18 protein-coding genes are annotated in these 25,940 nt (G+C 35.5%); 10 read left to right on the top strand and 8 right to left on the bottom strand.

Going from position 1 to position 25,940, the window contains the following annotated elements; genetic code table 11:
* Positions 1-33: 33 nt before the first annotated feature.
* The 8 genes from bshC to rimP all read right to left on the bottom strand — a co-directional run bounded on the left by bshC (position 34) and on the right by rimP (position 14,796).
* Positions 34-1,608 (bottom strand): bacillithiol biosynthesis cysteine-adding enzyme BshC, encoded by a 1,575-nt coding sequence (gene bshC / locus BLT30_RS00740; RefSeq protein WP_089870570.1) that lies wholly within the window; start codon positions 1,606-1,608, stop codon positions 34-36.
* Between the two features lie 267 nt (positions 1,609-1,875).
* Positions 1,876-3,798, bottom strand: coding sequence for a putative porin (locus tag BLT30_RS00735; protein WP_089870569.1), 1,923 nt, complete (start codon positions 3,796-3,798; stop codon positions 1,876-1,878).
* 88 nt (positions 3,799-3,886) lie between these two features.
* The gene (locus tag BLT30_RS00730) at positions 3,887-5,248 is read right to left on the bottom strand and encodes a T9SS type A sorting domain-containing protein (RefSeq protein ID WP_089870567.1); all 1,362 of its coding nucleotides are present in this window, start codon (positions 5,246-5,248) and stop codon (positions 3,887-3,889) included.
* A gap of 154 nt (positions 5,249-5,402) precedes the next feature.
* Positions 5,403-6,872: a RagB/SusD family nutrient uptake outer membrane protein gene (locus BLT30_RS00725; RefSeq protein WP_089870565.1), complete on the bottom strand. Its 1,470-nt coding sequence runs from the start codon at positions 6,870-6,872 to the stop codon at positions 5,403-5,405.
* Between the two features lie 12 nt (positions 6,873-6,884).
* On the bottom strand, positions 6,885-9,767 hold the full coding sequence (locus BLT30_RS00720) for a SusC/RagA family TonB-linked outer membrane protein (protein WP_089870563.1): 2,883 nt from the start codon (positions 9,765-9,767) through the stop codon (positions 6,885-6,887).
* A 280-nt stretch (positions 9,768-10,047) separates the two neighbouring features.
* Positions 10,048-12,918, bottom strand: a complete 2,871-nt coding sequence (gene infB, locus BLT30_RS00715; protein WP_089870561.1) for a translation initiation factor IF-2 — start codon at positions 12,916-12,918, stop codon at positions 10,048-10,050.
* A gap of 104 nt (positions 12,919-13,022) precedes the next feature.
* Positions 13,023-14,258 carry a transcription termination factor NusA gene (nusA, locus tag BLT30_RS00710; RefSeq protein ID WP_089870559.1) on the bottom strand — a complete coding sequence of 412 codons (1,236 nt, stop codon included), beginning with the start codon at positions 14,256-14,258 and terminating at the stop codon, positions 13,023-13,025.
* A gap of 70 nt (positions 14,259-14,328) precedes the next feature.
* Complete coding sequence (gene rimP, locus BLT30_RS00705; protein WP_089872820.1) at positions 14,329-14,796, bottom strand: ribosome assembly cofactor RimP; 468 nt, start codon at positions 14,794-14,796, stop codon at positions 14,329-14,331.
* Positions 14,797-15,243: 447 nt separating this feature from the next.
* On the opposite strand from rimP, the gene BLT30_RS00700 reads away from it, so the two are divergent.
* From BLT30_RS00700 to BLT30_RS00655, 10 genes are read left to right on the top strand one after another with little or no spacing between them, the layout of a single operon-like run.
* The gene (locus tag BLT30_RS00700) at positions 15,244-16,557 is read left to right on the top strand and encodes a UDP-glucose dehydrogenase family protein (protein ID WP_089870557.1); all 1,314 of its coding nucleotides are present in this window, start codon (positions 15,244-15,246) and stop codon (positions 16,555-16,557) included.
* 8 nt (positions 16,558-16,565) lie between these two features.
* On the top strand, positions 16,566-17,645 hold the full coding sequence (rfbB, locus tag BLT30_RS00695; RefSeq protein ID WP_089870555.1) for a dTDP-glucose 4,6-dehydratase: 1,080 nt from the start codon (positions 16,566-16,568) through the stop codon (positions 17,643-17,645).
* An 18-nt stretch (positions 17,646-17,663) separates the two neighbouring features.
* A complete protein-coding gene (gene rfbA, locus BLT30_RS00690; protein ID WP_089870553.1) occupies positions 17,664-18,524 on the top strand; it encodes a glucose-1-phosphate thymidylyltransferase RfbA in 861 nt (286 codons plus the stop codon).
* 13 nt (positions 18,525-18,537) lie between these two features.
* Complete coding sequence (locus BLT30_RS00685) at positions 18,538-19,389, top strand: ABC transporter permease (protein WP_089870551.1); 852 nt, start codon at positions 18,538-18,540, stop codon at positions 19,387-19,389.
* A 56-nt stretch (positions 19,390-19,445) separates the two neighbouring features.
* A complete protein-coding gene (locus BLT30_RS00680; protein WP_089870548.1) occupies positions 19,446-20,726 on the top strand; it encodes an ABC transporter ATP-binding protein in 1,281 nt (426 codons plus the stop codon).
* Positions 20,698-22,176, top strand: coding sequence for a DapH/DapD/GlmU-related protein (locus tag BLT30_RS18460; protein WP_089870546.1), 1,479 nt, complete (start codon positions 20,698-20,700; stop codon positions 22,174-22,176). Before BLT30_RS00680 ends, BLT30_RS18460 begins: the two co-directional genes overlap by 29 nt.
* Complete coding sequence (locus BLT30_RS00670) at positions 22,173-23,006, top strand: polysaccharide pyruvyl transferase family protein (protein ID WP_089870544.1); 834 nt, start codon at positions 22,173-22,175, stop codon at positions 23,004-23,006. Before BLT30_RS18460 ends, BLT30_RS00670 begins: the two co-directional genes overlap by 4 nt.
* Positions 23,003-24,049, top strand: a complete 1,047-nt coding sequence (locus BLT30_RS00665) for a hypothetical protein (RefSeq protein ID WP_089870542.1) — start codon at positions 23,003-23,005, stop codon at positions 24,047-24,049. The genes BLT30_RS00670 and BLT30_RS00665 overlap by 4 nt, the downstream gene beginning before the upstream one ends.
* 20 nt (positions 24,050-24,069) lie before the next feature.
* Positions 24,070-24,954 carry a glycosyltransferase family 2 protein gene (locus BLT30_RS00660; RefSeq protein WP_089870540.1) on the top strand — a complete coding sequence of 295 codons (885 nt, stop codon included), beginning with the start codon at positions 24,070-24,072 and terminating at the stop codon, positions 24,952-24,954.
* A gap of 49 nt (positions 24,955-25,003) precedes the next feature.
* Positions 25,004-25,933: a glycosyltransferase gene (locus BLT30_RS00655; RefSeq protein WP_089870538.1), complete on the top strand. Its 930-nt coding sequence runs from the start codon at positions 25,004-25,006 to the stop codon at positions 25,931-25,933.
* The last annotated feature ends 7 nt before the right edge of the window (positions 25,934-25,940 follow it).

Below are 25,940 nucleotides of genomic sequence, written 5' to 3'. Positions count from 1 at the left end.
TTTATATAATGTTACAAAAATAATGCTTTCAGATTAAATGGAAGAAATTATCAGTTCCGATTTTTGAACATCCATTTGTTGATAACTACCGGCAATCCATTGTTTTCCAAAATCCGCATAGAACACACTGAAATTCAATACTCTTTCCTGCCAGGTTCCGCCCGTATGGACTTTCAAAAACAGATTTTGCATCTGATCCAATTTCTCTGACTGTTTTATTTTCTCCGCTTTCAGAAGACGTTTTTGCATTCTTTTGAATGATTTTAATTGTCGAGTTTCCTCTGCATTCACAAGGTTTGCAAAAGTTTTGTCCGTTTGTTCAGCCTTTGTTTTTATTTCTGAAAACGAATTAATCAAATCTTGTTCTTTCCGTTCAAGAAGTTGTTTAATTTCGTTGTTATCTAATATTTTTTGATTGATGACTTCTGCAAAATTCCCGAAGAAATCTTCGATTTTCAATCCGGAGTTTTCAATTTTTCTAAAAGTTTTTTCTTCCAAAAACAACATTGAGTTTCTTGGAATCAAAATCGGGAAAGGCAGATTAATGGATTCGAAATAATCTTTCAACTCTATCCAATACATAATCTCAGCATTTCCGCCAACATAAGCCAGATTTGGCATAATCGTTTCCTGATAAGCAGGACGAAGAACCGCATTGGGACTGAATTTTTCCGGATGATTTTCGAGCTCGTTTAGAATTTCTTCCTGAGAAAATTTCAAATCGGTGTCAAGAATGAAATAATCGTTGTTGATCTTCTCAATTCTATTTCTGGTTTTCGTCAAATAAAACAGATTGATTTCTCTTGGGTTGACTTGGACTTTGCCATAATTATCTTCCAGAAATTGTCTTTGATTTTTAGTTGTTTCAAAAAGTTGATTCGATAATAATTCTTTTTTGAAAATATCTTTGACCTGATTTTTTAGCTCTTTTTCGTTTCCATCGATGGTCAGTAATCCGTAATCCGAAAACAATTGATTCACCAAATATCGAATCGCCTGTGTATGGGTTTTTCCTTTCTGATAGGCTTTTTTAACCCAAAGAATCAATTCAGTTCCATAGAGATTATCTTTGAATTCTTTCTCAAATTCCTGAATGAAAAATGTATCATCGATTTTGATATTTCCGACATCGCCACCCGCATTGCCTTTGATTTCGTAATAATGTTCTCTTGTTTTAAAATGATTGATTTCATCGAAGTCGTGGTCTTCCGTTGCCATCCAAAAAACAGGAACGAAATTGAATTCCGGAAAATTGGATTTTAAAAATTCTGCCGTTTTGATGGTCTGCAAAATCTTATAAACAAAGAAAACAGGCCCTGTAAACAGATTAAGCTGATGACCAGTTGTAATGGTAAATGTATTTTTATCTTTCAAAGAAAAGAGAAATTCCAATTGTTTTGGAGACATCTGCTCTTCCTGATTCTGAGAGAAAATCGCATTATGAAGAATTTGTCTTTTATCATCGGAATAGGAATTTTGTCTTTCTTCAATCTGATTTTTGAAATTCTCCAAATCAAAAACTTTTCCCTCAAATCCGTCCAGGTTTTTTTTAAGAAAGTCTTTTACGAGTTTTGGAATGCTGTCTATATGTTCGAAACCGATGGTCATTTGGTTGGTGATTTTTTTACTTTAAAATTTTGAACGCAAAGTTCGCAAAGATTTTTTTAATTACTGACTGTTTTTAAGGCTCGCAAAGACGTAAAACTCATCAAAGAAAACAATTGTCAAATTCTGTATAACAATATTGTTTTATCTTGAAACTGCGGCCGACTTGAGCAGACACTACGACAAGCTCAGTGTGACAAATTGGGAGCCCTTCGACAAGCTCAGGATAAACTACAGGCGGATAAAGCTGCCATAATTATTCTAACAAAATTAGTGGAAAAGATACCAAACCACGCCCAAATTCAATCGAAAATCATAAATAGGGTAATTGGGCGCCGTGAAAGATTTGTTCTGCATAAAGGTCTGATTGATATGCTGACCCTCTACATAGAAAAACATACGCTTCACCCTCATATTGATGTAAACATCGGCAATAGGCTGCCCTCCAATTGAATAAGCATTTGTTCCCGGCAAAATATACTCGTTGAGAATTGGTGAAATTTCTCTGGAAGCAAATTTGGTGAAGTAATACAATTTCACACCTGCTTGGATTTCCGCCGCTTTTTTGAATGCCGGCGCCTGATAATATAAGTTAACTCTACCAATAAAATCTGGCATTGGCAGAAGATTATCATTCGTTAAAGCTTTCTGAAACAAGACTCTTCCGTTCAAATGAAATCTTTTATAGCCTGCTGTTGCTTCTCCTCCAATCTGGGAAATGTTGAGTGAAGATGAGCTCTGTTGTGGTTTTGCTGAACTGTCGAAATATGTATAATTATCGATTCTATAATAATCGACAAACAATTGTGTGTTGAACCACTTTGCCAATTTCAAAGTTCCGCCGATTTGGGTTACCGCTTCGTTATTCGGGTTTTGCAGATAATAGTTGTAATTGAGATAATGCGAAGAGTTCACCAGATAATTGAAACTTGGATAAGCCGATTGGAAATTAACTCGTCCTTCTATCAGATAGTCTTTGATAGGCTCGAAAACCAATTCGTTGGTTGTCTTGATATAATCTCCAAATTCTGAACCTTTGGAAATTTCCAAAAAGGATTTCAATTGGATTTTGTCTAACAATTTAATTTGTAAGTTCCCAACAGCTCCGAATCTCTGTTCTTTGAAATAACCCGGAATCTGTAACAATGGAAAAGCATTTTTGTTTCCAAACGTAATATATTGATGACGGAATCCTGCATCTAGTTTGAATTTCTCATTATCCCAAACCAAACTGAATGTGTTGCTAAAATTATTGGAAAACTTTTTACTCCCTAGAGGAAATCCTGTAATATCTATACCACCAAAGAAATCTGTATTCGTTGTAGTTTCCGAGAAATAGTATTTATTTCCCTGATGATAAATTGTATGCCTTAGTTTGAATGGGTATTTCGCCGGGTCAAAAGGTGAAAATTCCTGACTGAAATAATATCGCCTGTAACCATATCTTGATTCTGCACCAGATAAATTGGTCTCAATATTTTGACGATTATTGAATCTGGAATCACCACTTAAGAACACATCCAAATCGGCAATTCCTCCATTTTCCTGGTTGTTTACGTTCTGATGAATGTAATGGGCATAGGCCTCATACTTACCATTCGGAGAAGTATAATGACCACTGAAAATCGTATTGTTACTTGCCGCTAAACTATTTCGATAAAGACCTTGCGACCTTAATCCCATATATTCTATCGCAAAATTGAAATTCTTGCCGACATTCTGCGTGTAGGTTGTATGAAGCTGTCCTCCATTTTTCATTGCGTTGTTATAGAAAAATGTGGTTGTTGGTGTTTTGACATCGTAATAATTGATGTCATTTTCTCCTAAAATGTAGAATGATTTGTTTTCAGGGAGAAGGCTGAGATTTTGTTCAGAATTTTTTTCATACATCAAATTCTGAAATCCTGAACCAACATTAGCATATTGGATTTTTCCAAAGTTATCTTTTTTGTTGTACTGGGTTACGATATATGACCTCTCAATAGCAAATGTCGTATCGTAGATCTTCTTTTCAGAGAATCTTTTTTTGACCTGATAATCATGGATGGTTGGTTTATATATCTCTAATGAATCCTTCTCTCCAGAATCTACTTTTAAAGTATCGGAAGAGATTTTGTTAGAATCCGTTTTGTTTATCTGTTGTGCATTAACAATGATATTCAAAAACAATAACAGAGTGAATAAGTATTTCATCAAGGAAATTTGAGTACAAAAATACTAATTATACTGAAATAAAAAATCCCGCAAATTGCGGGATTTAATTATATAAATAATATATAAATTATTTTTTGATAACTTTAGTGTTTTCAACACTTCCATCAGCATAAACAGCTTGCGCTACGTAAGTTCCTTTTGCAAGATTAGAAACATTGATTTGTCCATTAGATTTCTCTCTCTTAACGATTTTACCAGATAGATCGATGATTGCAACTTCTTTGATATCTTTAGAAGATTTCAAAGTAACAACATCTACAGCTGGATTAGGGAAAGCAGTCAATTTGGTTTTGTTAGCGTTTACATCAGAAACACCTAAATTAAGGTCGCCTGAAAAAACACTGAATGCTGGGATTGGCAATCCTGTAGCGGTACTAACCGCCTGACTAACCCCTCCTGCAAAACCGACAGTCGAACTTACAAATGCTAATGAGCCAAAGTATGGAGAATAAGTTGCATCTCCTGGAATCTCAGTCCAGTTCAATCCACCATCTGTTGAATAAGATGACCCCAAATCAAACCCTGAAGTAACATAAGTATTGGCCGTTCCCGGAACATATACTATATTGTTAGAATAAAAAGTTCCATTAGGAGTGATCGGTGTCCAGGTAGCTCCACTATTAGAAGTTGAATATAACAAAGAAACTCCATCTTCATCGGATATCAACAATCCATTAGTAGAATCTTTAAATGCTACATCAGCTGTAAAACCCTCAACAGTCACACCTCCAAAATCAACTGCTGGCGTCTGGAATGCTTGCCAAGAGGCTCCTCTGTTTGGAGAGTATAGAACTCTTCCTAGGTCTGTTCCATACCAAATATTATTACCTTGAACTGTGATTTTAGAGGTGTATGCATATTCCGCACCGTTAAGCGGGGTAGGTGCTGTTCCAGTAGGGATATTCGTCCAAGTAGTACCACCATTGGTTGTAGTGTACATTTCGTATCTTAAGTTAGCTCCTGTACCAAATGGATCTCCTGCACAAAAACCATTGTTTTCATCCCAAAAATGCACCACATTCGCAAAAGAAATCCCTGTGCTGAATGATGCTGTTGTTTGTTTCGTCCAACTTGTTCCGGCGTTAGTAGATTTCCAAATACCATTTTGGGAACCTGAACCAGAGCTAACAATCCATGCAGTAGTAGCAGAAATCGGGTGCATATCTCCAATAGTTGCAGCAGTAACCGGACCAGAAATTAATTTATTTGACCAAGTGTTACCTCCATCTGTTGATAAACCAATGTATCTTCCTGTATCTGTAGCAGAAGAAGCCGCTGTGTCACTAAACCAAATTGTATTGGCATCTACAGCTTTAAGAACATTTACATAGTGTAATGCTGGAGCTCCAGTTGTTTTAGGCACCCAACTCTGAGCTTGCGATAAGTTCGCCACAGAAAGCAATGCTAAAGAAAATAATATTTTTTTCATATGATAAAATTTAATTTTACAGTAAAAATAAGAAAAAAAAACAAAAATCCGAACAATATTTCAACAAATTAACATTTTTAAGATATAAATAGTAATTTCTAAAAAACAAAAGAGAGAATCTTCGTTCTCTCTTTTATATTAAAATTATTATATCCTACCAGCCTGGATATTGTTTCATATTATTATTAAGGTTCATTTCCCTTAAAGGCATAGGAATAACAAACAGTTTATCATTACCCAGAACAGAGCAAACAATACTATAACAATTGGTTGTATTAGAAAATCCTAGATTATTTCTTTTCAAATCAAAGAATCTTTGTCCTTCTGCAAAAAATTCTTTTCTTCTTTCAGTTAAAATATTTTCAATACTTGCAGAAGTATATATTGACCCTCCACGGCTTGTCGCAAAAGCATTTAATTCTGTCAGAGCTTGGGTAGTATTACCTAACTTATTAAGAGCTTCGATTTTATTCAAATATGCTTCAGACATTCTAAAAACCTTAACGTTTTGAGTAAAGTTCCCTTCGGAAGTTGTTCTTATATATTTTCTGGTCCATACACCTGGAGGTACGTTCGTTCCTTCGTTAAGCGCTGGAGTTGTGGTCAACAACCCTTTTCTTACATCCGTCGATAAGAAAGAGTCATAAAAACTTTTTCTAAACAAAAATCTTCTTTTAGTTCCATTACTTGCATAAAAAGAAGATATTGAGTTATTAACCCCTGTATTCTCTGATGGCGTAGAAGTCATGTTGATTTCCCAAATTGTTTCTGGTCTGTTTTCGCTTACAGAAATGTCAGACGATGTAAAATAATTTACATAATCACTTTTCGAAACAAAACCAAAAGAATTAGTACCTGCAGAACTGATAATTTGATTAGAATACTCTAGTGCTTTTTGATAGTCACCTGTTGCACCTCTTGTCAAATAGATTCTTGAAAGTAATAATCTTGCTGCAGTTGGGCTTAAAAAGCCTTTATTAGGTGCTCCATTATTATCTGTCGGTGTTTCATTTGTCATTGTACTCAATGCTGTCGTTAAATCAGAAATTATTAAATCATAAACTTCTGAAACGCTTGCTCTAGGGAGTTTCGCATTTGGGTCATATTTTCCAAGGTTAAGTGGTACACCATATTCTTGATTTACTCCAGATGTTGGGTTAGGAGAATAGAAACTTACTGCATAATAATAACCTAAAGCACGAGCTATTCTAGCTTCTCCTTTATAGTTTAAAACTGTGGGAGTTTCCGGCAATGATTTATCATTGATAACTGCATTTGCTAATACAATACCATCATATAATTCATCAAGCATTCCGAAATCTGATATATCCGCAGACCAATTCAAAAAACCAGTAGTTCTATAAGCAACATCAGTATTTTGAGAAGTTATAAATACGTTATCAGAAATCAAATCTCCAAAAACCAAAATATCTGTACCAAAACCTGCTGCTGTAGAATATTGATCATAAACCCCATTTAAAAGATATCTCATATCAGACTCGCTTCTTAGCGGATCTTCAAGCGGAAACTGATCAACCGGGTTTTCTATTAATCTATTCTCGCTACATGAAGCTAAAGACAATGCTCCTATCAATATATAAATAAATGTTTTTCTTAATTTCATAATAATAATTTTTTAAAAATCCACAGAAACTCCAAAAGAAATACTTCTCATGATTGGAGATGTATAGTCATACAATCCTTTACCTTGCCATGATGCTCCAGCAGCATTTGAATTTGCTTCAGGATCAAAAGTAAGGCTTTTATCAAACGTATATAACCAAAGGTTAAATCCTCTTAAATAAAGCGTTAAGTTATCAATTCCAGCATCTTTTAAAAGAGGACCAAAGCTATAAGAAATTTTAGCTTCTTTTAATCTGATGTGGTCACCATCTCTCATCCATCTTGTTGATGGGCCTGCAGCATTCACTGGGTTTGCAGAACCAGGCAATTGAATTGGGTTTGAGGCTGTTGTATTAGTTGGCGTCCAACTATCATATAATGCATCTGTGATTTGATTATTAATAGCTGAACCATCTCCTAGTATATAATTTTGCCATCTATTATGAACAGCATATTCGAATTGACCTGTAAAGAATAAACTCAAAGATAGATTTTTATATCTAAATTCACTTTTTAAACCAGCAGTATATTTAGGGAAAGGAGAGATACCTTGCCAAACTCTTTGGGCCTGAGCTCTATTATTAGTTGTTTCAGTGTGAGATGCATCTGTCCAAAATAAACCATCCCCATTGCTAGGGTCAACGCCTGCCCAATCATACGTATAATATTCACCCAAAAGATGTCCTTCCGCGGTAGCTCTCATGCTATTTGCTGTTCCTGAAAGGGTTATTTCATCTGGATTAGTAAGACTTTCAACAGTATTTTTATTATATGCAAAGTTACCATCTAGAATCCATTTAAAATCCCCTTTGTTAAAAGGTCTTGCGTTTAAGGTAACTTCTATACCTTTATTTAAAATAGTACCAACATTCGCAAAATAACTATCTAATGATCCGGCAGTATTTGTTGTTTGTCTTTGCCAAATAGCATCTACAGTTTTTCTATTATAAACATCTACCGAAGCACTTAGATTGCCTTCAAAAACACCAACATCAATTCCTATATTTCCTTGTTTGGATATTTCCCAAACTAAATCTTGGTTACCAGCCTGAGTTATATTTGTCGCAGTATCTGCACCATATAAAAATGATGGACTTATTAATGCCAATGAATTATATGATGCTCCCCATTGATCAGCGTAAGGAATATTACCTATTTGTCCATAATTAGCCCTAAGGGTTAACTGGCTAAAAAAGTCCGGGACAAAGCTTTCATTTGAAGCATTCCATGAACCAGCAACAGACCAGAAATTACCAAATTTAGAATTTCCTAACGTTGAATTCCCATCTCTTCTCATTTGTCCAGAGAAAGAGTATTTAGAGTCAAATGTATAGTTCAATCTAGAAAAGTAAGAAATTTGAGTCCATTTTTCTCTTGTGAAAAAAGAAGGAAGGAAATCTGGGGTTCCAAAAGAAATATATGGCAATGGACTAGAAAGTTTATCAGCTTGTGCACCCAAAACATAATATTTATGCTCTTGATATTCCATTCCAAGATATGCCTGGATGTCATGTTTTTCTGCTAATACTCTTCTAAAACTAATTGAATTATTCCAGTTCCAATCAAAAGCACTCGTTCTACTTTCTAGTACATATCCTCCATAGTTAAGTCCATCTGCAATATCTGGATGCCAGAATTGTTTTTCATCCAATGATTGATATTGAATCCCATATAATGAATTTGCATAGAATCCTTTTGCAAATTGCCATTCACCATTTACTGAAGATACAAATGTTTTAATTGACCCCGTCATAAAGTCCATATTTTGAACAGCAACAGGATTAAAATCCTCATTCCCATTACCTAAATTGGTTTGGTTGTATGTTCCATCTGGATTAAATACAGGATATATTGGCGCAATATACCAGTTAGTTAACCATGGATTTCTATATGCCCCTCCATCATCATAAGTTCTTCTTTCTACATTTGTAAAATTAGCATTAAATGCTAAATTAAATTTATCTGATATTTTATGATCTATAGCAGAGTTTAAGCTAAGTCTATCAAATTTACTATTTAGCACTAAAGGTTCATTCTGATAATAGGATCCTCCTAAACGAAAAGATGTATTTTCTCCACCTCCTGTCGCCGAAAAATTATATGTATTTACAGTAGATGTCTTTCTCTGAACCGCATCTTGCCAACTTTCATTAGTATATCCATCATAATTACTATCAGTTGCGAATTGACCAATTGCTGTTTGCATATCTAATGTTTGACCTGCTCTATATGCTTGGTTGACATACATCAATCCTCCCCATTTTAGATACTCATCAGCATTCATATACTTTTGTTTATCGTATGCAATATCTTGAACAGACATATCTGTTGACAGGTTAAATCTAGTTTTCTGATTATATCTACCTCTTTTAGTAGTAACTACTATTACTCCATTAGCTCCTCTAGCACCATATAAAGCTGTAGCAGAGGCATCCTTTAGAACGGCAACTTTTTCAATTGCATTGGGATCAATACTGGCCAAAGGATTCCACGATTCCATAACTTGTGAATTATCAGAGCCCTTTCCTACCACAACTCCATCTATCACATATAATGGATTAGGAGTTCCTATTAAAGACCCCACCCCTCTAATTGTAATTAAATTAGTTGACCCTGGATCACCACCATTTGTTGAAAAAGTTAAACCAGCAACTCTTCCATTTAAAACTTCATCAATTGAGGCTACGGGAGTGGATTCAAAGTTAGCCTTAGATACTACAGTATAAGAACCTAATTTCACTGCTGGATCTAATTTTATACCTCCAACTAAAACTACCTCCTCGATATTTTTAACTGCAGCTGTATCTGTCTTAGCCTTAGTCTTTTGTTGAGCCATTAATGCCTGTCCCGTAAAGAACAATACGCCAACGGATAACAATCGTAATTTTACATTCATATTAACACTATTTAATTATAATCTGCAAATATGTTAAAAAAAATTAACAAGAACAAAAGTTAACGGCCCAAATAAATTAAATTTTTAAAAAAAAATCATTCTCTTTGAAAAATGGATAAAAAACACGCTAAAAACCATGCTAAAATTTATAAATCATTGATAGTTATTGAAATATTCATTGAATTAAAAACATTCAAGTAATTCTTTATTTAGAATCAATATAAATTAATAAAATAAAAAAACCGCCCATTATAGGCGGTTTTAATCTGTAAATAATTACTTATTTAAGTTTTTTCTTAACGGCTATTTCTTCATAAACCTCAAGAATATCTCCAATCTCTATGTCATTATAGCCCTTGATATTAAGACCACATTCATAACCTTTGGTCACTTCTTTCACATCATCTTTGAAACGTTTCAAGCTCTCCAGCTCCCCGTCGAATTTCACAATACCGTCTCTAAGAAGTCTTATCTTAGAATTTCTTGTTACTTTACCTGAAAGAACCATACAACCTGCAATAGAACCAACTTTAGAGATCCTGAACACTTCTCTGATTTCCACATTACCAATAACCTGTTCCTGAATTTCTGGAGAAAGCATTCCTTCCATCGCTTCTTTGACCTCATCTATGGCCCTGTAGATAATAGAATAAGTTCTGATCTCTACTTCCTCTTTATCAGCAATATCTTTCGCATTGACACTTGCTCTCACATTAAATCCGATAACAATAGCATCAGATGCTGCAGCTAATAGGATATCACTTTCAGAAATCTGACCTACACCTTTATGAAGGATGTTAACTTGGATCTCCTCTGTAGATAATCTCTGTAACTGATCAGCCAAAGCTTCCACGGAACCATCCACATCACCTTTAAGAATAATATTAAGTTCTTTGAAATCTCCTAGGGCGATACGACGTCCAATCTCATCAAGTGTAAGATGTTTCTTAGTTCTGATTGATTGCTCTCTCTGAAGTTGCTCTCTCTTATTTGCAATAGATTTGGCCTCTTTTTCATCAGCAAAAACTCTGAATTTATCTCCAGCAGTTGGCGCTCCATCCAGACCAAGAATTGTAACCGGGATAGATGGACCTGCTTTTTCCATAGCTTTACCACGCTCATCAAGCATTGCTTTTACCTTACCGTGATTTTTTCCAGCCAATACATAATCTCCAACAGTTAGAGTTCCGTTTTGAACAAGCATTGTCGCTACATATCCACGTCCTTTATCCAAAGCTGCTTCTATAATTACTCCGCTTGCCTGCTTATTTGGGTTTGATTTCAACTCCAACATTTCTGCCTGAAGTAAAACTTTCTCCAATAGAATATCCACGTTATTACCAAACTTAGCAGAAATCTCCTGAGCTTGTACATTTCCACCCCATTCCTCTACTAAGACATTCATGGCGGAAAGTTGCTCTCTGATCTTATCAGGATTAGCTCCTGCCTTATCAACCTTATTGATTGCTATGATCATTGGAACACCGGCAGCCTGTGCGTGTGCAATGGCCTCTTTTGTTTGTGGCATTACGTCATCATCAGCCGCAACAACGATAATTGCGATATCAGTAATTTGCGCACCTCTCGCCCTCATCGCAGTAAATGCCTCGTGACCAGGTGTATCAAGGAATGTAATCCTTTGTCCATTTTCCAGCTTCACATTGTAAGCTCCGATATGCTGTGTGATCCCTCCGGATTCTCCAGCAATCACATTCGTCTTTCTAATATAATCCAGCAAAGATGTTTTACCATGATCTACGTGTCCCATTACAGTTACGACAGGCGCTCTCGGAAGAAGGTCTTCTTCCAGGTCTGGAACGTCATCTGCAGCAGCTTCTTCTACATCGGCATCAGAAAACTCAATCTTGTAGCCAAATTCATCAGCCACCAATGTAAGAGTGTCCGCTTCCAAACGCTGGTTCATGGTCACCATCACGCCAAGCGAGAAACATGCAGAAATCACCTCGGTTGCACTTACATTCATCAAGCTAGCCAATTCGCTAACGGTAATGAACTCCGTAACCTTCAGGGTTCTATCTTGAGCATCAATCTCTTGCTGGAGCTCATCTTGTTCCCTTCTCCAAGTTCTTTTATCTTTCCTATGTTTAGAACCTTTAGATTTACCTCCTTTATTAGTTAGCTTTTCTAAAGTCTCTTTGATCTGATTTTTAACTTGTTCATCTGTAAGCTCAACAGGCATTGTGCGAGCCTGCCCATGGCCACCTCTATTTCCGCCACGATTATTGTTATTTCCTCCTGGGCGGTTGTTGTTTCCTCCTGGACGGTTACCTCCGCCTTGGTTGTTTCCACCTTGCCCTTGTGGACGGTTGCTGTTTTGTCCTCCTTGTCCTGGTCTGGTATTATTACCGCCTCCTTGTTGGTTATTACCCTGGCTAGAGTTATTCTGACCGGGAACATCTTTAGTAATACGCTTTCTCTTTTTCTTGGCTGCGTTATTATTAGAATTAGAAGAAGGTTTTGGCTTATTGAACTGAGAAAGATCAATCTTTTCGCCAACGATCTTAGGACCATCTAGTTTTTGGTAGACAGTTTCTATTTTCTGAGGTTCATCAGATTCAAGTGTTTCCGTATTCTCAGCTTGAGGTTTTACGGCTTCAACTTTTTCTTCTTTTTTGATCTCTTCTTTTACAACCGGTTTTAGTTCCTCTTTTGGTTTTTCAGAAACTTTAGGCTTATTGCTTTCCAGTTTCGATAAGTCTATTTTATCTAAAACTTTGAACTCTTGTTTTTCTTCTTTTTTAACCACTTCCGGTTTTGGTTCTTCTTTCTGAACAGGTTCAGCAGGAACATCCGGAACGACTTCTTCCACAGGTTTAGTTGGGTTCAAGTCTATTTTACCCAAGATCCTGGTTTCCGGTCTTGTGTTTGATTTGGCTCTTATAACCTCAGGTGCTTTTTCTTCGATCGCTAATTTTTCGTCAGGAACTTTAGAAATCACCACCTCATGAGAAGCTTTTCTCTGTTCTCCATCTTTTCGGAACTCAGCTTCCAATGCAGAAAATGCCTGTTCTTCTAATAGAGCGTTAGGATTACTATCCACATCTATCCCTTTGCTTTGGAGATATTCCACAGCTCTTGGTATAGAAATGTTCAGTTCTTTAACGGCTTTATTTAATCTTATTTTTGGCATAAATATAAATTTGCTTTTGGCTTTAGCGTTTTAAGCTGTTCGCTTTTTATTTTTCTTTTTATTAAATTTTGGTCTGCCGAAATCACTTTCATCAGACCCATTTCTTACCCTTCTAATTCTTCTCTTAGAATATTCTTCACCTCCTCGATGGTCTCTTCTTCAAGATCCACGATTTTCAACAAAGCTTCTGTATCTTTATCCAATACACTTCTAGCCGTAGTAAGTCCAACTTTTTTGAACTCATCTATGATCCATGCTTCTATCTCATCTGAGAACTCTCTTAATTCTACATCATCGTCATCAGAAGTCTCTCTGTAAACATCGATCTCAAAACCTGACAACCATGATGCCAATTTGATATTTTGACCTTGCTTACCGATCACTTTAGAAATTTCTTCAACCGGCGTATAAACTAACGCATAATTAGTTTCCTCATTGATCTCAATTTTATTGATGGTGATATTTCCCAGGGATCTCTTTACAAGGATCTCTGGATTTTTTGACCATTGGATCACATCTATATTTTCATTTCTAAGTTCTCTTACAACACCGTGTATCCTGGAACCTTTTACACCGACGCAAGCTCCCACCGGATCGATTCTATCATCATAAGCATCTACAGCGATCTTCGCTTTTTCGCCAGGAATCCTCACTACTTTTTTCAAAATGATAGTTCCGTCCTGGATCTCCGGAATCTCCAATTCCAATAATTTTTCCAAGAATTTAGGTGCAGTCCTAGAAACTGTGATCTGTGGTTTAGAACCTCTGAAATCAACACTTTCTACAATCGCTCTTACATTATCTCCTTTTTTAAAGAAGTCGGAAGGGATTTGATTTTCTTTTGGCAAAATGAATTCATTATCCTCATCATCTAAAAGAATTACATGCTTGTGACGAATATGATGAACTTCTCCGACGATCAGTTCTCCGATCTTATCTCTAAATTGTTCATACAAGGCAGCGTTAAAATGTTCTTGTATTTTTGTTGCCAAAATCTGTTTCAGTGTCAGGATATTTCTTCTCCCCAATTTGGAAACAGGAATCTCTTGCGTATATTCTTCACCTACTTCAAAAGTCGGGTCTATTTTCCTAACCTCAGAAATCTCGATCTCCAGATCATCATCTTCAGACATCTCATCCTCAACAATCACTTTGTTCAAGAAAATCTGAAAATCTCCTTTATCCGGATTTACAATCACATCAAAATGATCATCCGAATCGTATCTTTTTCTAAGAAGAGTCTTAAGAGAATCTTCGATAATAGCCATTAAGTCTATTTTGCTGATATTCTTTATTTCTTTAAAATCACCAAAGGCTTCTATTAAAGCTAAATTATCCATATTTAAATATATAATTGAATAAATGATGATTGATCATTGACCTTCAGCTCAATATCAATACATCGGTATGTTAAAATTTTATTACTACTAATGCTTTTTTTATTTCGGAATAAGGAATCTCTTTCTTCTCTACAACATCTTCTTTTCCCTTACCTATCAATTTTGGCCTTCTGTATTCCAACCGGAGCGTTATCTTGTCATCATCTACATGGACAAGTTCACCTTCAACCTTCGAAGAATCATTCAGCATCACATCGATCTCTCTCCCAATATTCTTTCTGAACTGTCTTGGAAATTCCAAAGGCTCACTCAGACCCGCCGACATCACCTGCAACCCAAAATCATGAACTTCCCTGTCCAAACTGAATTCGATCGCTCTACTTGCATCCAGACAATCCTGAAGTGTGACCCCGTTGTCTCCGTCCAGAGTCACAATAATATCCGAAGACGCAGAAACCTTAAGATCAACCAAGAAAAGATCTGTTCTTGTTAAAAGAAACTCGCCAAGTAGGCGGCTTACCTCTGTTTTAAAATCCATATTAAAAAGACTGATTATATCTACGAAAAAAGGCATTCTTGCGAAAGCCTTCCCATTTTTCCCGTAAATCTTTTGCAAAGATATTCAAAATTTATTTAATATACAAGCAATCAACTATTAAGAATACAATAGAATTAATTACGCTTGTTTTCTTTCTCTTTTTTACTCCTGATAGCTCAGGGCTCCATAAACCAATTGTCATTACCTTTATTATATAGAGCCCTGTTATTTATTCTTGCAAACGCTCATTTAATTTGAGGACAGGCACTGTGGTTAGCATTCCAAATGACAAAAAAAATAGTCTCAAGCTCGCAATATGCAGGCATTTGACCAGTAGAGAGTTATTTCTGTCGTAAGTTTATCAAAACCATTTACCGACCTTAAATAAATATACATACCACAATCAAATTTTTCTTATTTTTGCCCAAATTTTAAAACTAATTCTTTGTGAATATTACAATTGTTGGTACAGGTTACGTGGGTCTGGTTACAGGAACCACTCTTGCAGAAATAGGAAATTCCGTTTTCTGCGTAGATATAGATGAAAAAAAAGTAGAGGGAATGAAGAACGGTGTCGTTCCTATCTATGAACCAGGATTGGAAGAGATGTTCCATAGAAACATTCAGGCAAATCGTATCTTTTTTACGACAGATCTGAAAGAAGCCTTGGACAAAAGCGAGGTAATTTTTCTTGCATTGCCCACACCTCCGGGAGAAGACGGCTCTGCTGACCTTTCCTATGTGCTGAAAGTTGCCAACGACATTGGTGATACAATGAAAGATTACAAAGTAATCGTAAACAAGAGCACAGTTCCTGTAGGAACGGCAGACAGAGTTAGACAAACTATTGCATCAAAAACGGACGTTCCATTCGATGTTGTTTCTAATCCTGAATTCTTAAGAGAAGGATTTGCAGTAGAGGATTGCATGAATCCAAGCAGAGTGATCATTGGATCTTCTTCCGAAAAAGCGAGAAATATAATGGCAAAACTATATCAGCCATTTACCAACATCGGGGTTCCAATCATCAATATGGACGAAAGATCTTCTGAATTGACAAAATATGCAGCTAACTCTTTCTTGGCAGTGAAAATCACCTTCATGAACGAGATTGCAAATTTCTGCGAAAAAGTAGGTGCAGATGTTGACTTGGTGAGATTAGGAATGGGTAGCGATGACAGGATCGGACACAGATTTCTTTTTCCAGGAATTGGATATGGCGGAAGTTGTTTCCCAAAAGATGTAAAAGCTTTATTAAATAGTGGAAAACAAGAAGGTTATGATTTCCAACTTCTAGAGGCTACGGAAAGTATCAATAAAACTCAAAAAGTAATTTTGGTTCCAGAATTGGAAAACTATTTTGGAGGAAGTCTCCAAGGTAAAAAAATAGCTGTCTGGGGGTTAGCTTTCAAGGCCAATACAGATGACATTAGGGAAGCCTCTTCTCTTGACAATATTAAACTTCTATTGGAAAAAGGTGCACAGGTGGTGGCCTACGATAACATTGCGGAAGAAAATGTCAAAAAAATATTGGGTGACAAGATCACTTTTGCAAAAGATATGTATTCTGCCTTAGATAATGCTGATGCACTTCTAATTGCTACAGAATGGCCAGAGTTCAAGAATCCTAATTTCGAACTGATGGCAGAAAAAATGAATAACAAAGCAATTTTTGACGGAAGAAATATGTTCCCGTTAGAGCTAGCTGAACAAAATAAATTTTTCTATAAAAGTATTGGTAGAAAACTAATTACTCAATAATAAACCAAATGAAGAACATTGTCATAACAGGTGGCGCTGGTTTTATCGGATCACATGTTGTAAGAGAATTCGTAAAGAATAATCCCAATTCAAAGATTATCAATCTGGATGCGCTTACTTACGCAGGAAATCTTGAAAACCTGAAAGATATCGAAAACGAACCTAACTATGTTTTCGAAAAAGCTGATATAACAAAACCAGAAGAATTAAGAAAAATCTTCGAAAAATATAATCCCGATGCCATTGTTCATTTGGCAGCAGAAAGCCACGTGGACAGAAGTATTACAGATCCTAATGCGTTCATCAATACCAATGTGAACGGAACGGCCAACCTTCTTAATCTATGTATAGAATTCTGGACTCTAAATCCTGAGCATACTCACGGAAGATTTCCAAATGAGCCTAGAAAAAATCTTTTTTATCACGTTTCTACAGACGAAGTTTATGGAAGTCTTGGAGAAACCGGCTTCTTTTTGGAGACAACGCCTTATGACCCACAATCACCATATTCGGCAAGCAAGGCAGCTTCTGACCATTTGGTAAGAGCATACGGAAACACTTACGGCATGCCATTCATACTATCTAATTGTTCCAATAATTATGGCCCGAATCATTTTCCGGAAAAATTAATTCCCCTTTGCATTTCTAATATACTGAACGGCAAACCTTTACCTATTTATGGCGATGGAAAATATACAAGAGACTGGTTATTTGTTATCGATCATGCCAAGGCAATCCACCAGATCTTTAATGAATCCAAAACTGGAGAAACTTACAATATCGGTGGTTTCAACGAGTGGCAGAATATCGATCTTGTAAAAGAATTGATCAAACAATTAGATGCTAAACTTGGCAAGCCAGAAGGGCACTCAGAAAAACTGATCACTTATGTAAAAGATAGACCTGGTCATGATAAACGTTATGCCATAGATGCTTCAAAACTGAATAAAGATCTGGGCTGGAAACCATCAGTAACTTTCGAAGAAGGGTTAAGCAAAACAATCGATTGGTTTTTGGAAAATAAAGAATGGCTGGAAAATGTAACTTCCGGTGACTATCAAAAATATTACGAAAAGCAATATTCATAAAAACACAATCAAAACCGAATGAAAGGAATTATATTAGCCGGCGGATCCGGGACCAGACTTTTCCCACTAACGATTGCTGTCAGCAAGCAACTGATGCCTGTTTATGATAAGCCGATGATCTATTATCCGCTTTCGACCTTATTATTGGCAGGGATCAAAGACATATTGATCATCACTACTCCCCATGATCAAGCTGGATTTATCAAGCTGTTGGGTGATGGTTCTCAAATTGGTTGTAATATAGAATATATAGTTCAGCCAAGCCCTGACGGATTGGCTCAAGCTTTCATTTTAGGAGACCAATTCATTGGAAATGATGCTGCAGCATTGGTCTTAGGGGATAATATTTTTTATGGCTCTGAAATGGGAACCCTGCTTAAAAACAAAACCAACCCTGATGGAGGCGTTGTTTTCGCTTATCATGTTTCCGATCCCGAAAGATATGGTGTTGTAGAATTCGACAATGACTTCAAAGCTATTTCTATTGAAGAAAAACCTGTGAAGCCCAAATCGAACTATGCGGTTCCAGGATTATATTTTTATGACAATGATGTTGTAGGGATTGCAAAAAGTATAAAACCATCACCTCGAGGAGAATTGGAAATTACAGACATCAACAATGTTTATCTTAGTAAAGGAAAACTAGAAGTTGGTGTTCTTGATAGAGGAACTGCATGGCTAGATACTGGCACTTTTGATTCCTTGAATGATGCCTCAGAATTTGTAAGTGTGATTGAAAAAAGACAAGGCTTCAAGATTGGCTGTATTGAAGAGATTGCTTTCAGGAACAACTTCATCGATGAAGAAAGACTTTTAGAAACGGCTAACAAATACGGAAAAAGTGGGTATGGAGAATATCTGAAAAATCTTATAAAATAAAACACAATCACAAATGAGTGAAACTCAAAATAACCAATGGACAGAAACCATAGAATCCAGTCATTCTCTTTTTGACCTTAATCTAAAAGAGGTTTGGCGATATAAAGATTTGGTCTATATGTTTGTAAAGCGGGATTTCGTTTCCAGTTTTAAACAGACTATTTTGGGGCCGGTATGGTTTTTTATCAACCCCATCTTTACAACAATAGTGTACATCGTGGTTTTCGGCAATATTGCCAAACTATCCACAGATGGTGCTCCTAAAATACTGTTCTACCTGGCTGGGATCACATTATGGAATTATTTTTCCAGTTGTCTTACCTCTACATCTAATGTTTTTACATCCAATGCGGGAATTTTTGGAAAAGTATATTTTCCAAGATTGGTTATGCCATTATCTATCGTATTTTCAAACTTAATGAGGTTTGGTGTTCAAATGATATTGTTCCTGGTCGTATTTTTCTATTACTTATCCAAAGGAGAAGTCCATCCTAACTGGTGGATACTGGTCACTCCTTTTCTGATTGCCTTGATGGCATTATTTGCATTGGGAATGGGGATGATATTTTCTTCTCTTACCACAAAATATAGGGACATGCAAATGCTATTGACTTTTGGGATTAGTTTATATATGTATGCAACACCTGTAATTTATCCTATATCCAGCCTGAAGGGGGTCTTCAAAACATTAGCATTCTATAATCCATTGACCGGTATTTTTGAATGTTTCAAATATGCATGGCTTGGTGTAGGAGATTTTAGCTCTACAATGTTATTGATAAGTACCATTATAATCCTTTTAATTCTTGCTGTTGGAACCATAATTTTCAATAAAGTAGAAAAAGGTTTTATGGATACGGTATAGAATTAAAAACCAATAACAAGTTGGTTGCAAAAAAAATAAAATAAAAAAACACAAAAATGCTTGCATTAAAAGCTGAAAATATTTCTAAGCAATACCGTCTTGGCCAGGTTGGCTCCGGGACACTTTCTCATGACCTCAATCGTTTTTGGTATAAATTGAGAGGTAAGGAGGATCCTTATCTTAAGATCGGAGAATCCAACGACAGGTCAACAAAAGGAAATAGTGATTATGTATGGTCGCTAAGAGATATAAATTTTGAAATTGAGCAAGGTGATGCCGTTGGGATCATTGGGAGAAATGGTGCCGGAAAATCTACCTTACTGAAACTATTAAGCAAGGTAACCAAACCAACAACTGGTAAGATCTATACCAAAGGAAGAATTGCATCTCTTTTGGAAGTAGGAACTGGCTTTCACCCAGAAATGACAGGAAGAGAAAATGTATATCTTAATGGCGCCATTCTTGGAATGACAAGAAAAGAGATCAACAGAAAATTTGACGAAATCGTAGATTTTTCAGGAGTAGAAAGATATATAGATACTCCTGTAAAAAGATATTCCTCCGGGATGTATGTTCGTTTGGCCTTTGCTGTTGCGGCTCACTTGGAATCTGAAATACTAATTGTAGATGAAGTACTGGCAGTCGGTGATGCAGAATTCCAAAAGAAATGCCTGGGCAAGATGGGAGATGTCTCTAAAGGAGATGGCAGGACAGTCTTGTTCGTAAGTCACAATATGGCTGCTGTAGAAGAGCTTTGTACTTCTGGTATCATGATGAAGAACGGATTAATACAAAAAGTTGGTCCTGTTAATGAAATTGTCAATATATACCGAACATCTCAAATATCTATAAAAAGCTTTTATTCGAAAGAAACGTCTCATGAGATTTTATCCAAAATAAGATCAGTTGAAATTTTGGACCAGTATAATAAGCAGGCTGGTTTTATAAAATTCGGTGAACCTTTCAAAATCAAGATAGAAGTAGATGTAAAAAAGAACCTGATCAATCCGATTATAAGTTGCCGGATCTCTAATTCCAACAATATCAGTATTGTAACTTTTAGAAGTAATGATTATTTGGACTCTCCTATTAAGGACAACCTGAAAATAGGACTGAACACAATAATTATAGATGTTGAAAATTTGAATCTGTTGAATGATATCTATGAACTTTCCATAGGTTTCTCAGATGGAAATGACATCCTGGATGTTTTACAAAATTCTATTGGTTTTGAAGTTGTTACCTCAGACTCAATGTCAAAATTTAGAGTTCTAAACAAAGAGAATTCTTCTAATAGTATATTATTCCATGAAGCTAATTGGAAGGTTGCTCGATAAGATCGAGAATTTCTATGCGAGGAAAAGATTTTTCCAACGATACAATGTATTGAAGAAAGAAGGTAAAAAGATCAGTTCCATTGCCTTGATCTATTATATTCCAAGATCAAATACGGAAAAATATAATAAATGGGAAGATGGCTTTACAAAGGCAATAGATTTACTCTCCGAAGATTTCAACATCGTAAGGTACAATCTGGAAGATGTAAAACCCTCAAGCAATGAACTTAACGATTTTGACCTCGTCATTGGTAAAAGCTGCTGGAACTGGATTGTTGATGATTATATCCGGTCTTTGAAAAACCTTACCGCCCTCAAAGGCATTGTTGTATCATGCTCAATGCCACCACGAAGAAAAGACGTGTGGCTATATGATATTATTTGGTATGAAACTGAATGGTATAAAAAACATATCAACTTTCATCCCAATATCCATCAGGCATTTGGTATCAATACCGATGTTTTTTTTCCTACAGAATCAGAAAAAACGATAGACGTATTATCTATAGGCGCATTGGAGCCTTATAAAAGATTCGAAAAGATGAATGCTATGCCCGGTAAACGTAAAGTAATCATCGGCTCTAAAAACACCAAGAATTCTCAAAAGGTCATAGACACATTGGACCCTGATATTGAAATAATAGATTATAGCAGTCAGCAAGAACTGGCAAAGTATATCAATTCTTCAAAAATCGTCTATATCCCCGCATCTACACAAGGTGGCGGAGAAAGAGCTGTCCTGGAAGCAAAAGCTTGCAAGGCAACTGTAATTGTTGAAAGTGATAATCCGAAGCTTACAAGATTGCAAAAATCTTTTGATTACTCTATTACAGATTATTACAATGATCTTCTTACATCTATCAAAGGTTTTGAAAAAAGACATACCCGGGCAACCAACCTTATAAAAGCCTCTGCCAATGTAAAAGTCGGCCGATATTCTTTTTACAATAAGAATTTCAAGATAAAAGGCAGCATAAAAGTTTCAATCGGTTCTTTTTGTTCCCTGGGAGAGAATATCACTCTAATTACAGAGAATCATGACACCAATTTTTTGGCCACTCAAGGCTTCGTTTATCGATATCTTTTGAATCAGGACCACCCTGCAGAAATGTCAGAAACACCATCCAGAGAAAGGACCAAAGGACCGATCTCAATTGGAAATGATGTCTGGATCGGTGATGATGTTATTATCATGTCCGGTGTTTCCATTGGTGATGGTGCTTGTATAGCCGCAGGTAGTATCGTGACAAAAGATGTGGACCCTTATTCCATTTACGGAGGTGTTCCCGCCAAATTCATTAAAAAAAGATTTTCACAAGAGGTCATCAACCTTATGTTGTCTATAAAATGGTGGAATTGGTCCGATAAAAGAATATCCAAAAACAAAGAACTGCTGAATCTGAATCTAAATCAATCAAGTATTGAAAAGATAAAAAATACCATCCAATGAATCTGATCTATTACAAATCAAAAAAAGGGAACTTCGGAGATGATCTGAATCCATTTATTTGGGAAAAAATATTGGGTAATCTAGACAATTATCCTGCTGATCTAGATTTTGTAGGTATAGGATCCATTTTGGACGAGAGATTAGAAAAATCTGCGAACAAGAAAATTATTTTCGGTTCCGGTGTTCGTGATTTTCTATATAATTCTGAAAATCTGGACATCATTAAAGAAGTATCGTTTGTAAGAGGTCCAATAAGCAAAAAGGTCACCGGATTAGATTATATAACAGATACTGCTTATGCTTTAGCATTGACAGGCGAGCATCAACATTATTTAAATACCAAGAAAAAGCACAAAGTTTCTTATATACCTTATTTTGAGCAGGCAGAGGGTTTGAACTGGGACCTTTTTAAAACAATGACTGGTTATAATGTCATCCTGCCCACGCAAAATATAGAAATAGTATTAGAAGAAATTGCAGCATCCGAGTGTATCATTACATCAGCAATGCATGGAGCGATAGTTGCGGATATATTTAGAATTCCCTGGTTGAGGCTGAAGTTCATGAAGCAGGGCCATGAACCATCATTAACATCCGAACTGAAATGGAACGATTGGATGCAATCTGTGAATATTAAAAACCCTTCAGAAATATATAGTGACCTTACAATTCTTGCAAAAAGTAGCAAGCTAACAGATATCATTAAAATATTATTGCTGAAAAGAAGTTTTAGGTATCCTCGATATAATTTATCCGACAATGCCGTTTTTGAAAGCAAAATATCTCAGATCAAGAAAAAAATAGACATCCTAATTAATTATAGCAAATGAAAGTACTTTTTGCCTATAATATAACAGCAAGTGATAATGAGTATGTTTCCCGGTTAATTGAGATTTCCCAGGCAATAGATGAAGTTGAGATAACCGCATCTTTAGAAGAATTCTGGTCTCCAACCACACGATATGATGCGATCATTATCAACTGGCCCGATTATCTGTTCCGTTGGAAGCGTGATATCTCCGATGCAGAAGTGGAAAAACTGATTGCGCTTCTGGATGAATATAAAAAGAGCAATACAAAAATAATCACCATTTTGCATGACGAGTATGCTCACCATTCCCGATCGGAAAACAGGAATAAGATATTCGATATATGTTATCAGAACTGTGATGTTTTAGCCCATTTGGGTGAGTTTTCGCTAAAGAAATACAAAGAAGAATTCAGACATTTAAAAGTAGAACACAAACTGCTCTACCATCCAGCATATAAATATTTTGATTTCGATCTAGATAATTTAAAAACCAGAACATCTCTAGGTTTTAAGCCAAAGGACTTCATTATTATAGTTCCGGGAGGAGTTAGGCATCAATACGAAGAAGATTATATCAACAAAATCTTTAAAAGTCTGAAAATAAAAAATAAAAAACTGATCTATGTAAGGGCAAGTCATATCGATAAGCCCAAGAAAGAGCTCAGCCCAAAATTTTTAACCTTCAAAACAAAGGAACTTTTTGTAAAAATTTTCCATAAACGGCACTATAAATATAAATTTTTGGACAGTAAGGTTTTATCTCAATATCTTACCATCGCGGATTTGATAATACTTCCAAGAATTGACATTCTAAATAGTGGGAATGTTATATTGGGCAGCCAATACGACAAATTGATTATCGGACCTAAAATTGGCAACATTGATGAATGGCTGATAAGATTCGATCAAATATCCATAGATCCTAAGGATGTAGATAAAAACATTGAAAATAACAGTCTTCATTTAACTGTTATGGATTATATCAAAAAAAATGCATCCCATAAAAAGCATATTTATGGCGATGAAACAATTTTACAACAATTGCAAGAAATTTTATCCTAAATTAATTTTTAAGATTAAAAATGTTAACATTATTTACTCCAACATACAATAGGGCTGCGCTTCTTCCAACGTTGTTTGAAAGTTTGAAAAAACAATCAAATAAAAAGTTTGAATGGCTCATTGTTGATGATGGAAGTACAGATAATACAAGAGAAGTTATAAGATCATTTATAGAGATCTCTGATTTCAAAATAATATATTTATATCAAGAAAATCAAGGTAAGCACATTGCAATAAACACGGCTATAAACTATTGCAGTACACAATATTTTGGCACAGTGGACAGCGATGACTATCTCAAAGATGACGCTATCGAGATCATCTATGAAAAACTGGAGAAGATCTGGCATGAGAAAAATATTATTGGAATTGCAAGTCCATTGGAAATGGTAGATTCCAAAAAAAACATACTAGCTCGTCCCAATATATTTGCTGAAGTAACAGCAACGCCCATTGAAATTGGTTATACTTACAAAATCTATGGTGAATTTACTTTGGTATATAAAACTGAAATAATAAAAAAATACCAGTATCCCCATTTCCCTGGAGAAAAATTTATCCAGGAATCTTTTATCACAAATCGTTTTGATAAAGAATACAAGTTATTACACATTCCTGAATCTGTAGTTATTGGAGAATATCGGGATGATGGGCTAACAGCTCAAAGAAAGCAACTACTGATCAATAATCCCAAAGGGGCAGCCTTGGTTTTTTGTGAAAAAATGAACAATCCGAATATTCCTTTTCCTGCAAGAAAAAAATTTGTCAAAAATTATTGGGATTTTGAAAGCATAAACAATCCAAGTTTTATTAGTAAATTACATAAAATCAAAAATCTGTGTTTGAAGTTTTTCATCATTTATTATTTCTCTTCAAAAAAAATAAATATTCTATTAAAAAAGTAATCGTGTAGATCATTTATAAGATCTTTTTTCAAAGCAAAATAAATATTTTATGGAAAATAATCAACCGTTGGTCACCGTCTTCATGATCTCATATAATCAACAGGATTATATAATAGAAGCATTAAAAAATGTATTAGACCAAGAGGTTGATTTTACATATAAGGTCATATTATCTGATGATTGTTCTACCGATAGCACACAACAAGTTGTAGATGATTTTTTAGAAAATCATCCGAAGAAAGATCTGGTGACCTTTATCAAACAGGAGAAGAATCTTGGATGGATGCCCAATTTTATTTTCACGTTACAAAAATGCCAGGAATCGGGAGCAAAATATATTGCCATGTGCGAAGGTGATGACTTTTGGACAAATAAACATAAATTGCAAAAACAAATTGATCTCTTGGAAAAAAATCCTGATACGGTTTTGGCATGTCATAGATATAAAGAACTCTATAATGATGGTTCTTTGAAAGAATTTCCTTACTTCCGCAAAGATTTTTTTAACGGAAATCATTCTTTCAAGTTCGATCAGAAAGATTTTGAAGAATTTATGAGAATCCAGACCATGACGATTGTTTTCAAGGCTTCTTCGTTAGATCTTTCGCTTGGAAAAAAGTATGAATATTATTGCGATACACATATCAAACATCATATTTTGGATCATGGCCTAGGGATCTATACCGAAGATTTTGATGCCGTTTACAGAATTCACGGTAATAATGTTTTCATGTCTCTGGATCAAAGAAAAAAGACCAAGTTTTCTTATGATGTTTATAAAGACCTTATCAGGAATGGCTATGAAGGTTATAGGAACTTGTTAAACACCGCTATGAGAGAAAGGATAACAAATGAACTGAAGAATAATAAAAGGAACATTCTAGATCCATATTACAGAAATATAATATGGGAACAGTTTACAAATACGAAATCTTTTCCTCAGCTTTTAAAATATATTGTCAAAGGAATATTTAACTAAAAACACT

Origin of the sequence: Epilithonimonas hungarica (genome assembly GCF_900102265.1) — a bacterium.
Taxonomy (GTDB): domain Bacteria; phylum Bacteroidota; class Bacteroidia; order Flavobacteriales; family Weeksellaceae; genus Epilithonimonas; species Epilithonimonas hungarica.
The sequence above is the reverse complement of the archived record's forward strand: the minus strand, read 5'-3'. Positions and strand labels throughout refer to the sequence as shown.

What these genes read in the sequence shown, in the direction of transcription:
- bshC (WP_089870570.1), bottom strand. Translation starts at nt 1,608, where the DNA reads ATGACCATCGGTTTCGAACATATAGACAGCATTCCAAAACTCGTAAAA.
- BLT30_RS00735 (WP_089870569.1), bottom strand. Translation starts at nt 3,798, where the DNA reads ATGAAATACTTATTCACTCTGTTATTGTTTTTGAATATCATTGTTAAT.
- BLT30_RS00730 (WP_089870567.1), bottom strand. Translation starts at nt 5,248, where the DNA reads ATGAAAAAAATATTATTTTCTTTAGCATTGCTTTCTGTGGCGAACTTA.
- BLT30_RS00725 (WP_089870565.1), bottom strand. Translation starts at nt 6,872, where the DNA reads ATGAAATTAAGAAAAACATTTATTTATATATTGATAGGAGCATTGTCT.
- BLT30_RS00720 (WP_089870563.1), bottom strand. Translation starts at nt 9,767, where the DNA reads ATGAATGTAAAATTACGATTGTTATCCGTTGGCGTATTGTTCTTTACG.
- infB (WP_089870561.1), bottom strand. Translation starts at nt 12,918, where the DNA reads ATGCCAAAAATAAGATTAAATAAAGCCGTTAAAGAACTGAACATTTCT.
- nusA (WP_089870559.1), bottom strand. Translation starts at nt 14,258, where the DNA reads ATGGATAATTTAGCTTTAATAGAAGCCTTTGGTGATTTTAAAGAAATA.
- rimP (WP_089872820.1), bottom strand. Translation starts at nt 14,796, where the DNA reads ATGGATTTTAAAACAGAGGTAAGCCGCCTACTTGGCGAGTTTCTTTTA.
- rfbB (WP_089870555.1), top strand. Translation starts at nt 16,566, where the DNA reads ATGAAGAACATTGTCATAACAGGTGGCGCTGGTTTTATCGGATCACAT.
- rfbA (WP_089870553.1), top strand. Translation starts at nt 17,664, where the DNA reads ATGAAAGGAATTATATTAGCCGGCGGATCCGGGACCAGACTTTTCCCA.
- BLT30_RS00685 (WP_089870551.1), top strand. Translation starts at nt 18,538, where the DNA reads ATGAGTGAAACTCAAAATAACCAATGGACAGAAACCATAGAATCCAGT.
- BLT30_RS00680 (WP_089870548.1), top strand. Translation starts at nt 19,446, where the DNA reads ATGCTTGCATTAAAAGCTGAAAATATTTCTAAGCAATACCGTCTTGGC.
- BLT30_RS18460 (WP_089870546.1), top strand. Translation starts at nt 20,698, where the DNA reads ATGAAGCTAATTGGAAGGTTGCTCGATAAGATCGAGAATTTCTATGCG.
- BLT30_RS00670 (WP_089870544.1), top strand. Translation starts at nt 22,173, where the DNA reads ATGAATCTGATCTATTACAAATCAAAAAAAGGGAACTTCGGAGATGAT.
- BLT30_RS00665 (WP_089870542.1), top strand. Translation starts at nt 23,003, where the DNA reads ATGAAAGTACTTTTTGCCTATAATATAACAGCAAGTGATAATGAGTAT.
- BLT30_RS00660 (WP_089870540.1), top strand. Translation starts at nt 24,070, where the DNA reads ATGTTAACATTATTTACTCCAACATACAATAGGGCTGCGCTTCTTCCA.
- BLT30_RS00655 (WP_089870538.1), top strand. Translation starts at nt 25,004, where the DNA reads ATGGAAAATAATCAACCGTTGGTCACCGTCTTCATGATCTCATATAAT.